The sequence below is a fragment of the Paenibacillus sp. OK060 genome (genome assembly GCF_900101205.1).
GTDB classification, from domain to species: Bacteria; Bacillota; Bacilli; order Paenibacillales; family Paenibacillaceae; genus Paenibacillus; species Paenibacillus marchantiae.
This window is the reverse complement of sequence record NZ_FNFR01000012.1, coordinates 35,913-49,865: the sequence shown is the minus strand read 5'-3', so window position 1 is coordinate 49,865 and position 13,953 is coordinate 35,913. Positions and strand designations below refer to the sequence as shown.

General features: G+C 49.1%; 12 protein-coding genes. 11 read left to right on the top strand and 1 reads right to left on the bottom strand.

All coding sequences use genetic code 11. The features are described from left to right. Positions 1 to 11 precede the first annotated feature (11 nt). The 8 genes from BLS14_RS29425 (at position 12) to BLS14_RS29390 (ending at position 9,965) form a co-directional block, all read left to right on the top strand. The gene (locus BLS14_RS29425) at positions 12 to 2,324 is read left to right on the top strand and encodes a glycoside hydrolase family 3 N-terminal domain-containing protein (RefSeq protein WP_090955352.1); all 2,313 of its coding nucleotides are present in this window, start codon (positions 12 to 14) and stop codon (positions 2,322 to 2,324) included. Next, the gene (locus tag BLS14_RS29420; RefSeq protein ID WP_090955350.1) at positions 2,321 to 5,422 is read left to right on the top strand and encodes an alpha-mannosidase; all 3,102 of its coding nucleotides are present in this window, start codon (positions 2,321 to 2,323) and stop codon (positions 5,420 to 5,422) included. Before BLS14_RS29425 ends, BLS14_RS29420 begins: the two co-directional genes overlap by 4 nt. Before the next feature lie 139 nt (positions 5,423 to 5,561). Further along, entirely contained in the window at positions 5,562 to 6,437 is an 876-nt protein-coding gene (locus BLS14_RS29415; RefSeq protein ID WP_063566456.1) for a sugar phosphate isomerase/epimerase family protein, read from the top strand. 12 nt (positions 6,438 to 6,449) lie between these two features. Next, positions 6,450 to 7,322, top strand: a complete 873-nt coding sequence (locus BLS14_RS29410; protein ID WP_063566455.1) for a sugar phosphate isomerase/epimerase family protein — start codon at positions 6,450 to 6,452, stop codon at positions 7,320 to 7,322. Positions 7,323 to 7,536: 214 nt separating this feature from the next. Further along, positions 7,537 to 8,328, top strand: coding sequence for a carbohydrate-binding protein (locus BLS14_RS29405; protein WP_090955348.1), 792 nt, complete (start codon positions 7,537 to 7,539; stop codon positions 8,326 to 8,328). Positions 8,329 to 8,446: 118 nt separating this feature from the next. Next, a complete protein-coding gene (locus BLS14_RS29400) occupies positions 8,447 to 8,674 on the top strand; it encodes a hypothetical protein (RefSeq protein WP_053782996.1) in 228 nt (75 codons plus the stop codon). A gap of 79 nt (positions 8,675 to 8,753) precedes the next feature. Continuing rightward, positions 8,754 to 9,314 (top strand): hypothetical protein, encoded by a 561-nt coding sequence (locus tag BLS14_RS29395; RefSeq protein ID WP_072735797.1) that lies wholly within the window; start codon positions 8,754 to 8,756, stop codon positions 9,312 to 9,314. 219 nt (positions 9,315 to 9,533) lie between these two features. Beyond that, positions 9,534 to 9,965, top strand: a complete 432-nt coding sequence (locus tag BLS14_RS29390) for a VOC family protein (RefSeq protein WP_064641272.1) — start codon at positions 9,534 to 9,536, stop codon at positions 9,963 to 9,965. An 87-nt stretch (positions 9,966 to 10,052) separates the two neighbouring features. Here BLS14_RS29390 and BLS14_RS29385 read toward each other — a convergent pair whose 3' ends face one another. Next, positions 10,053 to 10,928 carry a hypothetical protein gene (locus BLS14_RS29385; RefSeq protein ID WP_090955346.1) on the bottom strand — a complete coding sequence of 292 codons (876 nt, stop codon included), beginning with the start codon at positions 10,926 to 10,928 and terminating at the stop codon, positions 10,053 to 10,055. Positions 10,929 to 11,298: 370 nt separating this feature from the next. Between BLS14_RS29385 and ytxJ the strand changes: the two genes are divergently transcribed. The 3 genes from ytxJ to kdpA all read left to right on the top strand — a co-directional run bounded on the left by ytxJ (position 11,299) and on the right by kdpA (position 13,952). After that, a complete protein-coding gene (gene ytxJ / locus BLS14_RS29380) occupies positions 11,299 to 11,838 on the top strand; it encodes a bacillithiol system redox-active protein YtxJ (RefSeq protein ID WP_161490620.1) in 540 nt (179 codons plus the stop codon). 293 nt (positions 11,839 to 12,131) lie between these two features. Further along, entirely contained in the window at positions 12,132 to 12,209 is a 78-nt protein-coding gene (locus BLS14_RS33640) for a potassium-transporting ATPase subunit F (protein WP_072735816.1), read from the top strand. A 63-nt stretch (positions 12,210 to 12,272) separates the two neighbouring features. Next, complete coding sequence (gene kdpA / locus BLS14_RS29370; RefSeq protein WP_090955342.1) at positions 12,273 to 13,952, top strand: potassium-transporting ATPase subunit KdpA; 1,680 nt, start codon at positions 12,273 to 12,275, stop codon at positions 13,950 to 13,952. Position 13,953 lies beyond the last annotated feature (1 nt).

Below are 13,953 nucleotides of genomic sequence, written 5' to 3'. Positions count from 1 at the left end.
AGAATGTGCATATGGACTATAAAGATGTTTCGCTTCCCATTCAGGAGCGGACCCAAGATCTGCTCGGACGGATGACCACGGAGGAGAAGATAGGACAGCTGATCCAGCCGATGGGGTGGAAGACTTATGTTAAGGAAGCAGATGGTACGGTTCAGGTTACAGATGAGTTTAAAAAGGACATCGCAGAGGGCGGGATTGGGTCGTTGTATGGAGCACTTCGTGCTGATCCCTGGACGGAAGTGACGCTGGAGACTGGCCTGACCCCTAGGCAAGGAGCTGTTGCCACTAATGAAATTCAGCGGTATGCCATGGAGAACTCCCGGCTGGGAATTCCCATTTTGTTCGGGGAAGAGTGTTCTCACGGGCATATGGCCATTGGGGCAACTGTATTCCCGGTGCCGTTAGCAATAGGAAGTGCTTGGAACACGGAATTGTACCGCAAGATGTGTGAAGCGACTGCTGTGGAGACTCGGAGCCAGGGAGGAGCGGCAACATATTCTCCTGTGCTTGATGTCGTACGGGACCCGAGATGGGGACGGACGGAGGAATGTTTTGCCGAAGATCCATACCTGATCGGTGAACTGGCGGTTGAAGCGATAAAAGGTTTACAGGGTGACCGGCTCGATTCTAATCGGACGATTGTGGCGACACTCAAACATTTTGCAGCCTATGGCAGCTCGGAGGGTGGGCGCAATGCTGCTCCGGTGCATATGGGACTGCGAGAGCTGCACGAGGTGGATCTGCTGCCGTTCAAGAAAGCAGTGGAAGCCGGAGCATGTTCTGTCATGACAGCGTATAACGAGATTGATGGTGTGCCTTGTACGTCGAGTTCGTATCTGCTGAATGATCTCCTGCGCGAGCAATGGGGGTTTGACGGATTTGTCATTACTGACTTTGGTGCAATTCAGATGCTCGTCAATGGACACAACACCGCGAAGAACGGGGAGCAGGCCGTCGCTCAGTCGCTTAAGGCAGGGGTGGATATGGAAATGTCCGGGTACATGTACCGTAAGCATCTCGGGCAGGCCCTGTCGCAAGGATTAATTGAAGAGCAGGATCTGGATACAGCGGTAAGGCGGGTGCTGGAGATGAAGTTCAGACTGGGCTTATTCGAACAACCTTTCGTTGATCCTGACTTTGCAGAGCAGGTGATCGGATGTGAAGAACATATTCAGCTGGCGAGAAAAGTCGCGCAAGAGGGAATCATTTTACTCAAAAATGAAGACAACACCCTTCCGCTCGGTAAAACAGGTACAAAACTGGCGGTCATTGGCCCAAATGCGAACCACGTCTACAACCAGCTTGGCGACTACACCTCGCCGCAGCCGAGAGGACAGATCGTTACGGTGCTGGATGGGATTACGCGCAAGCTTGGTGCTGAAACCGGAAAGGTGCTGTACGCACCAGGCTGCCGGATCAAAGGGGATTCCAGAGAGGGCTTTGCGCAAGCGCTCGCCTGTGCTGAAGAAGCAGACACCATCATTATGGTGATGGGAGGGTCAAGTAGCCGGGATTTTGGCGAAGGGACCATTGATCTGCGGACGGGGGCATCCGTTGTTACGGATGATCCATGGAACGATATGGAGTGCGGCGAGGGGATAGACCGCTCGTCTCTGAACCTGATGGGTGTTCAATTGGAACTGGTGCAGGAAGTACATAAGCTGGGGAAACCGGTTATTGTCGTATATATTAACGGCCGGCCGATTGCTGAATCATGGATTGATGAGCATGCCCATGCCATTGTGGAAGCGTGGTATCCGGGGCAGGAGGGAGGCAACGCTATTGCAGATATTCTGTTCGGTGATGTGAATCCATCTGGTCGTCTTACCGTCTCCATTCCCAAGCATGTAGGTCAGCTTCCGGTCAGCTACAATGCCAAACGCACTCGGGGTAAGCGATATCTGGAGATCGATCTGGTACCACAATATCCGTTCGGCTTTGGGCTGAGTTATACAGAATTTAAGTACGAGAATGTAAGAGTTGTGCCGGAAGTGATCGGACCAGACGATGAAGCAGAGGTGCAGGTAGAGGTCACAAATACGGGAGTGGTTGCGGGAAATGAGGTGGTGCAGCTGTATATTACGGATGTATCGGCTTCGGTCACCCGAGCCGAAATTTCGCTGAAGGGTTTCCGTAAAATTCATCTAGAGCCGGGACAGACCCAGACGGTGACGTTCCCTGTGCAAAAAGAACATCTGGAGCTGATCGACTCCAGTCTTCAGCCTGTTGTGGAGCCTGGTGAATTCAGACTGATGGTTGGCAGCAGCTCCAGAGACTGGACTGCTTGTAGTTTACACATCCAGAAGGTGGGGGTGGAGGTATGATTCGAATTCAGCGATTCATTCAGGATCTGGCTCAGCAGCAATGGAAGGATACCCTTGAGCTTCCAGAGTGGCAGATGCAGAAGACCAAGTATATCCGGCCAGGGGTATATGAGAATGAACAGGAGAATGCGGCTGTTCAAAGCTTGAATCCGCTCCATAGCAACCATGGAACGACTTATTTTCTGAGCAAAACCGTAAAGATTCCGGCTAATTGGGAGGAAGATGTGGTCGGATTGATCTTCGAGGCCGGGGGTGAAGGGCTGCTAAGGGTAAATGGCATGCCTTATCACGGACTGGACCGTAATCATGGGTATGTACCGTTACCGAAGAGCCGTGTGGGAACTACGCCTTTGCTGGAGATTGAGCTATATGATCCCATACCGGAACCACATGACCCCTTGAATCGACAGGCGGTCATCCAGCCGCCAATTCAGGGCATCCGAGCCGCTTTGGTTCGTGTTAATTCGCCTTTACAGAGTCTAATGTATAGCATTACGGTACTTGCAGAATCACTCAGAGCATTGCCGGAGAAAGACTTAAAGCGCACCCGTCTTATCCGGGATATTCATCAGGTGATGGATAAGATGTACAACGAGCCGGAGCGCTGGAGTGAAGCGGCGTGGGTGCAGCATTGGGAAGAATGGCTCGCACAGTCGGTGCAGGAGGAAGACCCGGAAGAGTACCGGGACGGATTCATGCATCTGGTTGGGCAGTCCCATATCGATATTGCCTGGCTGTGGCCTGTGCGTGAGACCGTGCGCAAGTCCAGCCGCACCTTCTCCACGATGTGTACTTTGATGGATGAGTATCCGGAGTTCGTGTATTCGCAGAGTCAACCACAGCTGTATGCATTCGTGAAAGAGCACTATCCAGAGCTGTACGAACGCATCAAAGCCCGAATTGCCGAAGGCCGCTGGGAACTAGTTGGTGGCATGTGGGTAGAGCCTGATCTGAACATTCCGAGTGGCGAATCGCTGGTGCGGCAGATCTTATACGGGCAGAACTTTTATCAGGAGGAGTTCGGCAAGCGTTCAAACATCGAGTGGCTTCCTGACACGTTTGGCTACTGTGCTTCGCTGCCACAACTGCTCAAGCTGGCTGATATTCCTTATTTTATGACCACTAAGCTCAATTGGAATGATACCAACGTTTTCCCGTATGATCTGTTCCACTGGGTGGGCATTGACGGCACCTCGGTGCTTGCGTATCTCAATCATGGAGTGAATGAACATACCCGGCCCAAAGATGTCGATGAGCACTGGCAATCCTACAAGCAGAAGGATGTACACCCCGAGCAAATGCTGCTTTATGGGCATGGCGATGGTGGAGGTGGGGTAACGAACGAAATGGTTGCATTCGCAGAGCGATCCCATTTCATGGTTGGGCAGCCCATTAGCAATTTTAGTACAGCAGGCGCGTTTTTCGAGGAAATTTCGAACAACAATCCTAAGCTGCCCCAATGGCATGGCGACTTATATCTGGAACTGCACCGTGGAACCTATACAACCCATGCGCGCAACAAACGGAGCAATCGCAAAGCGGAGGTGTTGTATCGGGAAGCGGAAATCTGGGGGCAGTTTGCCGGAGTTGAAGCAGCTCAGTCGAAAAGTGATCTGGATGAAGGCTGGAAGCTGATTATGCTGAATCAATTCCATGATATTATCCCGGGCACGTCCATTCCCGAAGTATACGTAACATCTATGGAAGAGTATACGAAAGTATTCGCTCTGGGGACATCGGCTATGGATGGTACTCTTGGCCGTATTGAGGACCGCATTGCGACAGATGGCTTCGACGGTCTGCCCTATGTTGTATTTAATAGTCTGGGCTGGGAGCGGGGAGAAGTCGTTACGATTACAGGCGACGAGAAACTGAGCGGTATAGCAGCGTTTGACCATCAGGGTAATCGTCTGCCGAGTGACCTTGAGGCAAATGGAGACGCACTGACCTTGTCAGTCTATGTCCGATCTATTCCGGCCTTTGGATATACAACGTTATGGCTACGCCATGAACCGGATGCCAATCTTCCTGCATTGAAGCAGGATGAATCCTTTCCTTCTGTCTGGGAAACGGACTTTTACACGCTTGAGTTTAACGATGTAGGAGAGATCACCAGATGGTATGACAAATCCATGCAACGGGAGTGGCTGAAGCCGGGCGATAAAGCGAATGAGTTACAGTTTTTCCATGACAGGCCAACGTATTGGGATGCTTGGGATATTGATCCGCGGTTTGAATCGCAGCGAGCAGGAGTGGCAGAGCTGATCTCCAAAGAAGTAGTACAGCGTGGAGTAACGCAGGATATCCTTCGGTTTCACTGGAAGTTAAACGAATCGGAGATTCACCAGGATATTATCCTGTATCGTCATCAGCGACGTGTTGATTTCAAGACAAAGGTGAACTGGGCGGAGAGCCATAAGCTGCTTAAAGTGGCTTTTCCCGTTGATTTGGTATCAGCGAAAGCTACCTATGAAATCCCGTTTGGTGCGCTGGAGCGCCCTACTCATAACAACACCAGTTGGGAGCAAGCCCAGTTTGAAGTGTGTGGTCACCGCTGGGCGGATATCTCTGAGGGCAACAGTGGTGTAAGCCTGCTGAACGATTGTAAATATGGATATGACATCAAGGATCAGACGATCCGTCTTTCCCTGCTCCGTGCTCCTAAATGGCCGGATGAACATGCTGACCGGGGTGAGCATGAATTCACGTATTCCCTGCTGCCGCATCAGGGAGATTGGCGGGAAGCGGGTGTGGTACGACGTGCGATGGAACTGAACTACCCGGTTCGGGTTGTTGCAAGTGAACGACACTCTGGCACATTGCCAGCAGAGCACAGCTGGGTTCATTTCCATAGTGAACATGTCATTCTGGATACGATTAAGGCTTCCGAAGACGGTACGGGAACGGTACTTCGTTTCTATGAGTCATCTGGTGGAAGAGAAACGGTTGAGATTCAATGGGCTGACGCGCGTATACAGACGTCTGTAGTCAATCTGTTGGAGGATGAAATCATGCCACTAGCTTGTCATGAAGGGAAGTTTGAGCTGACGTTCAAGCCATATGAAATTCAAACCGTGAAGCTGGTCTCAGCAGATTAGTCTCAAGAAACCGGATAAGAAATGATCGGAGAAAAAGGAGTGACCGGGTAGGGGTCGAAAATTGTATAGAGCATTCCGTCCATCATGAAGGCTCACCAGGAATGAAAAATCAAATACCGATTTAACGGGAGGGTATGGCATGAAATTAACAAACAAGATTGGCGTGATCGTGGATAGCTTCGGTGTAGGTGTACGTGAAGGATTAAGCAAAGCGAAGGATGTAGGTGCAGAAGGCGTACAGATCTATGCAGTCCATGGAGAGATGGACCCTGAGAACCTCTCTCCGACAGCTCGCAAGGAGTTAAGAAGTTATATCGATTCTCTTGGTCTTGAAATTTCTGCCCTGGTTGGCGATTTGGGTGGTCACGGGTTTCAGGTCAAGGAAGATAATCCGTGGAAAGTAGAGAAGTCCAAGCGCATCGTGGATCTTGCTTTGGATCTAGGTACAAATATCGTCACAACACATATCGGTATTGTTCCGCACGATCCTTCCTCCGAAGTGTATGCCACACTGCATGCCGCATGTGAGGAACTGGGGCAATACGCCAAAAGCGCAGGAGCCTACTTCGCGATTGAGACGGGACCGGAAACGGCAGCAGACCTGAAAGGATTTCTGGATACCCTGTCGACTAACGGGGTTTCAGTGAATTTTGACCCGGCGAACATGGTGATGGTTACCGGAGATGACCCTGCACGAGGTGTTCATCTGCTCAAGGATTATATTGTGCATACCCATGTGAAAGATGGTGTGCGCCTGAAGGAAGTAGACCCGAGGGACGTATACGGTGCAGTAGGATATGCGCCTATGGATCATGAGAAAATTGCCGAAATGGTCTCTTCCGGAACATTCTTCCGTGAGGTACCGCTGGGCGAGGGCAGTGTGGATTTTGACGCATACTTTGCAGCCCTTCGGGATATTGGCTACAAAGGTTATCTGACGATTGAACGCGAGGTAGGCGACCAGCCGGAACAGGACATTCGCAAAGCGGTTAAATTTATCCAACAATACCGATAGGGAGCTGAGCAGATGAAGGTGGGCCTGAGTACGTATAGCTTGTTGAACGATCTGAATTCAGGTGAAATGACGGTTCTGGATATCATCGACTGGATTGCTGCGAATGGTGGCGAGCATATGGAGATGGTTCCGTATGGCTACACCGTGGAGGACAATCCTGATCTCGCCGACGCCATTCGGGAGCGGGCTGCTTCTGCGGGTATTGAGCTGTCCAACTATTCGATGCCTGCGAATTTCGTACAGGAGACGGAAGAAGCTTTTGAAGAAGAGATAGCTCGGGTCAAAAGACATGTCGATGTTGTACACCGGATGGGTGTAAAGCATATGCGTCATGACGTAACGGCGTTTACTTTGCCTAAGGAGAAAATGACCATTGCCTGGTTTGAGGAAAATTTGCCGCTGATGGTGAAGGGAAGCCAGATCATTGCTGATTATGCTGCACAGTTTGGCATTACAACAACCATTGAGAATCACGGCTTCAGTGTGCAGGCCAGTGATCGTGTGCAGCGTGTGCTTCATGCTGTAGATCGTCCCAACTTCAAAACGACACTCGATATTGGCAACTTCATGTGCGTGGATGAGAATCCGATTATCGGGGTCATGAAAAATCTGCCGTACGCTTCTCTGGTCCACTTCAAGGACTTTTATTTCCGCCCTTATGATGAGCATCCGGGTGAAGGGGAATGGTTCACAACCGCTTACGGCAACTTCCTGCGCGGTGCCATTGTTGGGCAAGGGGATATTCCAATTCGCAAAATTGTGAGGCTGATCAAAGACTCCGGTTATGATGGTAACATTACGATTGAGTTTGAGGGCATGGAGGAATGCAAATCTGCTTCCAAAATCGCCATGAGCAACCTGCGCCGCTTCTGGGAAGAGGCTTAGGGCAATCATTTAGTTTTACATTGTGGGGCCACTTTAAGGAAGTGGCTCTTTTTGCACTTCTTATGTTGGAAAATATACTCGTCTTTGTGTTAAATAAGTCATTATTCAGGGATGCCCAGTCCCGTGATTATGATAAAGTATAATAAAGCGAAGCGCTTTCATATTTTCTAATCAAGATAATTATAAATAATATTAATAGAAATGGAGAATGTAGATGACGAACTTATCGCTCGAAATTCAAAATGCGGACGGTGTGGTGCTCGAAACGCGGACGGACAGTGAACAAGTAAATCTTGTGTACAGACAGGCTTATGGATCAGGGGACAGTATCGTTCTAAGAAGCTCTGATGTAAACGTATATCTGATCATCCAGCTGGAGGATTCCATGAACCCGGCTTTCGTTTATTTTACAGGTGAGGAGTATCGTTATGCCATTCCTTTTGACGAGAAACGAGTGTCCTATTCACCAAAGTCATTTACGGGTGACAAGCATGTTCTACATGCTCGGTTGGCTACACGTGAAGAGATTGAGGCATATAAAAATGTAGCGCTGAATCCTTATGATCAGCATGGAAACGAAAGCTGTTTTCCCCATGCCTCCGCCAACGTGGAAACCCGTGGAGAGTCCGTATTTGCAGCACGTAACGCCATTAATGGCAACAGCGCCAATGATTCACATGGCGAGTGGCCTTACGAATCTTGGGGGATCAACCAGCGGGATGATGCTGCCATTACAGTCAACTTTGGACGTACGGTGTCTATCGACAAAGTAGTCCTGACCTTGCGTGCAGATTTTCCCCACGATAACTTCTGGGAGCGGGTTACTCTTACCTTTTCCGATGGCAGCTCCGAGCAGGCCAGTTTGATCCAAACTCATAAACCACAAACGATCGAAATTCAGTCGAAGGACGTGGAATGGGTAACGTTAAGCGAACTGATTAAGTCGTCAGATCCCTCTCCATTCCCGGCATTAAGTCAGTTCGAGGTGTTTGGTCACGAAGCCTAAATTCATTAACATTAATTGGTTCTCGATAAGGATTAAGTTACGATCATCACAAGTATGGTATAATAGATCTATTCAGCCTGGAAAATGACTGGCTATGGATAGGGGAGATCACTGATCTATGCAGGTATTCGAGGACTGGAACCAGAAAGTGAAAAAAACGTTTAATGCTACGAATCCCGAGGTTGTATTGACGGTATCTGAAGCAGGGAGTTTGCTCGGTCTGACCAAAGATCAGATGAAACTTTATGTAGACAAGAATAAACTAACTAAGGTCCCGATCATGAGAAGTGTTCACCGATACCTCTTGTTGAAAAGTGAAATAGATAGCATCGTAAAAACGCGCTAACCTCATAGGATCGACCGCAGCCATTTTACCGACAGGATTCGGGAGAGTGGTTTTTTTTTGGAGATAGGAGGAACAGACCATGCTGAGCAAACTCTCGAGAGGGCTATACCATTGGGTGAATTGGAAATGGGTGGTGGCTTCAGTTGTTATTTTTGCATGCTTTATTGCATTCATTCTTCCCTGGCAGGCGGCGAAGTCGGAAGAAGTAACAGGAAGTGGAGAATCACCGGATACATCCTTCCTGTATTCGGCAAATGATCTCTACCAGATGGCTGAACAATATGGCGAAGAAGGGCGTAGCGCTTATATCCAGGCACGTTTTACATTTGATCTCGTCTGGCCGATCGTTTATCTGTTCCTGTTGTTGGTTTTGTTGTCTATTCTGTATCGAGTGATTCCGCCAGAGAATCGCTGGCGAAGGCTTAATTTGCTTCCAGTTGGAGGATGGGCCTTAGATATGCTTGAAAATGCAGGTGCCTCCTTGACGATGTATCGTTATCCTGTACATACTCCCGTGGTAGCAGAATTGACTCCGATTTTTACTCTGCTGAAATGGTGTCTCATCTCTGCCAGTTTTGCTGCGCTGGTACCGGGTATTATCCTAACAATCTTTCATTTCGCTCGCACAAACCGGGGATAAAATAAGGAATACAGGACAATCCTACCACTGGATGATTTTTGTGCCCCAGTACTGCTGGAAGTGGAATGATAGTGGTCAGAGCTCCTTTGGAGAGGGGAATTTGTTCTTAGAGGAGCCTGTGGAAATACCTTCTTGTCAATGGACAACCTATTCGTATATACTCTTGTCGCAAGTGGCAGGAATGGTTCAATTACATGATATCAAGGAGATGAAGCACGAATGGCGATTAGCTTGAATGTGTATCTTGTAACGGATGGTAACGGACGTGAAGCAGTAGAATTTTACAAAAAGGCATTTGGAGCGGAAGTGCTGGCTCTCCAGACATTTGGCGATGGTCCTTCCAACCCAGACCACCCCGTACCTCCCGAAGCGAAAGACCGCATCATGCATGCTTCTTTGCAGATTGGCAGTTCTGTACTGATGTTATCCGATACATTCCCTGGCATGCCTTATATTGTGGGTAATCATGTGAATGTTACGGTGAACACGGATACTGCGGATGAAGCCAAAGCAATTTTCAACCAGTTGCAAGACGGTGGTGAAGTGAAAATGCCGATCCAGGAAACATTTTGGAGTCCAGCCTACGGCATGGTTATCGATAAATTTGGCGTTCAGTTCCAGATCAGCTGTACAGCAGCCAACCATCAGTAAAATGTAAGTTAGTGTCTCTGACATAAAAGATAAAACTACAAAACCTCCAGGACATGAGTAACGTGTCTGGAGGTTTTTTTGTGACTTTTATTCTTTCTGAATCTTGGAAGGATTATTGATTTTGTAGGGAACAGGGTTCTTGGTCAGCTTTTTCTTGATAATCTTTGCTTCAAAAGTAAGCACATCGCCAACCTCAAGCTCCTGCTTCTTGATCGTGGCACTGTGGCTGGACCAGGCTTCGCCAACGTCAATAACTTCGGGCTCGGTGATCGTAAGAGCTTCATAGATAATGACTTCATCATCATTGTCGGAGAAATGGTTCGGCACGGTCGTAAATTCCTTCACAACAGCGGACATTTTCACTTTACCCTCCGGCAATTCAATCTTAAGCGATTTAGCTTTACCTGCGGTTTTTGCCTTTGGTTTAGCAGCACTGCTTGTTGCGTTAGCGGGTCCAACATACTCTTCCACCAGACCATCAGGGTCGCCTTTTAGCTCGGAGGAGGTATCATCGTTATCCGTGTCCACATCCAGTTCGGAATCAAAGTCACTCATACCGGATGGAATCTTATCCGAATAGGAAGCAGTAACAGGATCTTGTGCAGCATCAGAGCTAGGGAGCTCTTCTAAGTTGGTTGTAGCGACTGGTTCATTAGATTTGTCCTTTGCCGTACCCGCTCCAACCGGACTTTTTACATTATAGCTGGACGCCTGCATTTCTTTCAGATAAGACGGATGAATGCAGTGTTTCTGGTTATTGTCCAATTGGATGACTGCTGCCATATGATCGACAAAGCCAATGATGGTGCAAGGCATATTCAGCCCATTCCCTTTATAATAGAACGTTTTGACCTTCGTTGCTTTTTCCGAAAGCAAGCCCCATTCCTGGCACTTCTCAATCAACTCGTCCTCGTTCTCCAAAGCGGTATAATACTGCGGTTCGATCATAAAAGCATATGCCATAACGAATTTCCGCCTTTCCAATCATATCTTCATGTTCATCGTTGCCAAATTACACTCAGTGTATCACAAAAGTGGACTCTTCGATGAGGAATATAAAAGCGCCTGCGTAGGCGCCTATGGTATAATTTTGGTAGACAACGGGTGGGCATTACCGTAATGAAGTCATAAACAAAAACCCACCGTTAAACAGGTTGACCGCCTGCGGTGGGATTTGCTCTGCATCTGAACAGACGTGTGCCGTGAGAGGATTTCACCTCTCCATATTGTCTATTCTTATGTTATCATAGCCATTTTATACAGGCAAATGAGTGACTGTTCCTACATTAAAATTAATATTTTTTTATGAATATCTTCAAGGAGGATGATCTCCATGGACAAAAAAGTGAATCCTCAAACTCTTTGGCTTGGGGTGGGTATTGCCATTGGAACGAGTATTGGCGTGGCAACAAACCAGATCGCTCTGGGGGTTGCCTTTGGTGTGGCAATGGGCGTCGTGGTTGGATCTGCCGTTAGCAAACGTGCAGGCTCGGGGCTGGATGATATGCTGAGTGAACATGTCAAGGAATTGTATAAGCAGGAGGAATGGGAAGAGGTACTTGAGCGGTCGCAGGATCATCCGGTGCTGCTTCTGAAACACAGTACGACTTGTCCAGTCAGTGCGAGGGCATACAGGGAGTTTATGGCCTTTGTGGGCTCGAATGCATCAGATCCCGCACAGAAAATGGAGTACCGGATCGTCAAAGTCATCGAAAGCCGCTCGCTTTCCCGCCGCATTGCGGAAGACACCGAGGTTCACCATGAATCGCCTCAAGTCCTGCTGCTAGACGGCGGCCAAGTTATTCAACATACGTCACACGGGAAAATTACCCGGAAGAGACTGCTGCAATGGGCCCAGAATCCGTTTGGATAAAGGGCACCCAACATACATAGACCCGCTTCCTTCAGCTAATCGCTGAGTGGAACGGGTCTTTTTTACGCTTTTTTTACACCCTGGAGGGTATTTCTTTACCCCCTTTTTACAGCGTTTCGTATTACGATTTCATATGTAGAAGGTTGCAAGAACGGTAGAGAGAGGGAGGGGAGCACATGGTGAATGATGCCACGATAATTGGGCTGGTCGTGCTGTTGTTTGTGGTGTTCTGGGGCTTTGTAAAATTTTGTGAGAAGGCATGAATGCATAGGGCATGAAAGGGGAGAAGCCGTATGATCGTCATCGGCATGATTGTGCTCGCACTGGTAGTCTATCTTGGTTACGTGCTAGTGAGGCCGGAGAAGTTCTGATGGTCGCTTGGGGCACGAAACCAGAAGCACTCGGATCGTCGATTTTAGGGAGGAAATGCGGATATGAGTAGCGGTTTATTACAAGTGGCGGTGACGCTGCTGATCATCATACTATTGGTGAAGCCAGTAGGGAGTTATCTGGTGAAGGTGTTTGACGGCAAACGAACAGGACTGGATCGGATATTTGGCGGGCCTGAGCGATTGCTGTATCGATTGATGGGGGTGAAGGAGAACGAGTCGATGGGTTGGAAAAAGTACCTGTCAGCCGTGCTCATCTCAAACTTCGTCATGCTGTTATTAATGTTTCTGGTGCTGCGGCTGCAAAAGTATTTGCCACTCAACCCGGATGGCATCGGTAATATGCCTGCGGCACAGGCCTTTAATACAGCTGCATCGTTCATGACCAACACGAACTGGCAGTCTTACACGGGTGAGAATGCCCTGTCGTATCTGTCGCAGATGCTGGCCGTGACGTTTCCAATGTTCACCTCAGCCGCGACCGGCTTCGCGGTCGCTATTGCCTTCATTCGCGGCCTGGTGGGCCGACGGGATGAACTGGGGAACTTCTACGTCGACGTGGTACGGTCGATTACGAGAATCTTTTTGCCGCTGAGCTTCATTGTGGCGTTGTTCCTCGTATTCCAGGGTGTGCCGCAGACACTGGCGGGAGCGGTGAACGCAACCACACTGGACGGGGCACAGCAGACGATTAGCCGCGGGCTGGTCGCTTCGCTGGAGTCGATCAAACACTTGGGTACCAATGGTGGAGGCTGGTTCGGAACCAACGCAGCGCATCCATTTGAGAACCCAACGGCGTTATCGAATCTGGTGCATATCGTCTGCATGATGCTGCTTCCTACTGCGCTGGTTTACGCCTTCGGCATCATGGTGAACAACCGGAAGCAGGGCTGGACGCTGTTTGCGGCTATGAGTTTACTTTTCCTCGTGATGCTGACCACGGTATTTGTTTCGGAATATCGCGGTGTGCCAGCGCTGGATGCGGTGGGAATCCAAGGTAATATGGAAGGCAAGGAAGTCAGGTTCGGGGTATCCGAATCGGCGCTTTTCACAGCGGTGACTACAGCAGCTACAACCGGGTCGGTGAACAATATGCATGAGTCGCTTACCCCGCTTGGTGGCATGGTTGCACTGGCCGAGATGATGCTTAACAACGTATTCGGCGGTAAAGGAGTAGGTTTGCTCAACGGATTGCTCTATGTGATTCTGGCTGTGTTTATCTGTGGGTTGATGGTTGGGCGGACCCCTGAATTTCTGGGCAAAAAAATTGAGGGTAAGGAAGTGAAGCTCGCGTCTATCGCGCTGCTTGTTCATCCTTTGATTATTCTGGCTCCGACCGCGCTGGCGCTTATGCGCCCTGAATCTGTCGCTTCAATTTCGAATTCAGGCATGCATGGTCTGACCGAAGTGTTATATGCCTTTGCATCCGGAGCTGCCAATAATGGATCGGCGTTTGCCGGACTGAATGCCAATACGGACTTTTACAACATCGCCATTGGTGTGGTAATGCTGCTTGGAAGATACATTTCCATGATCGCGATGCTCGCCATTGCCGGATCACTGGCCACCAAACGGGTTGTTCCCGTAACAACGGGTACATTGCGTACGCACACGCCTCTTTTTGCAGGTATTCTGGTGATGATGATTGTGGTAGTTGGGGCGTTGACGTTCTTCCCATCACTGGCGCTTGGACCGATTGCAGAACATTTGGCGATGATTCGATGAT

What these genes read in the sequence shown, in the direction of transcription:
- BLS14_RS29425 (WP_090955352.1), top strand. Translation starts at nt 12, where the DNA reads ATGGACTATAAAGATGTTTCGCTTCCCATTCAGGAGCGGACCCAAGAT.
- BLS14_RS29420 (WP_090955350.1), top strand. Translation starts at nt 2,321, where the DNA reads ATGATTCGAATTCAGCGATTCATTCAGGATCTGGCTCAGCAGCAATGG.
- BLS14_RS29415 (WP_063566456.1), top strand. Translation starts at nt 5,562, where the DNA reads ATGAAATTAACAAACAAGATTGGCGTGATCGTGGATAGCTTCGGTGTA.
- BLS14_RS29410 (WP_063566455.1), top strand. Translation starts at nt 6,450, where the DNA reads ATGAAGGTGGGCCTGAGTACGTATAGCTTGTTGAACGATCTGAATTCA.
- BLS14_RS29405 (WP_090955348.1), top strand. Translation starts at nt 7,537, where the DNA reads ATGACGAACTTATCGCTCGAAATTCAAAATGCGGACGGTGTGGTGCTC.
- BLS14_RS29400 (WP_053782996.1), top strand. Translation starts at nt 8,447, where the DNA reads ATGCAGGTATTCGAGGACTGGAACCAGAAAGTGAAAAAAACGTTTAAT.
- BLS14_RS29395 (WP_072735797.1), top strand. Translation starts at nt 8,754, where the DNA reads ATGCTGAGCAAACTCTCGAGAGGGCTATACCATTGGGTGAATTGGAAA.
- BLS14_RS29390 (WP_064641272.1), top strand. Translation starts at nt 9,534, where the DNA reads ATGGCGATTAGCTTGAATGTGTATCTTGTAACGGATGGTAACGGACGT.
- BLS14_RS29385 (WP_090955346.1), bottom strand. Translation starts at nt 10,928, where the DNA reads ATGGCATATGCTTTTATGATCGAACCGCAGTATTATACCGCTTTGGAG.
- ytxJ (WP_161490620.1), top strand. Translation starts at nt 11,299, where the DNA reads ATGGACAAAAAAGTGAATCCTCAAACTCTTTGGCTTGGGGTGGGTATT.
- BLS14_RS33640 (WP_072735816.1), top strand. Translation starts at nt 12,132, where the DNA reads ATGATCGTCATCGGCATGATTGTGCTCGCACTGGTAGTCTATCTTGGT.
- kdpA (WP_090955342.1), top strand. Translation starts at nt 12,273, where the DNA reads ATGAGTAGCGGTTTATTACAAGTGGCGGTGACGCTGCTGATCATCATA.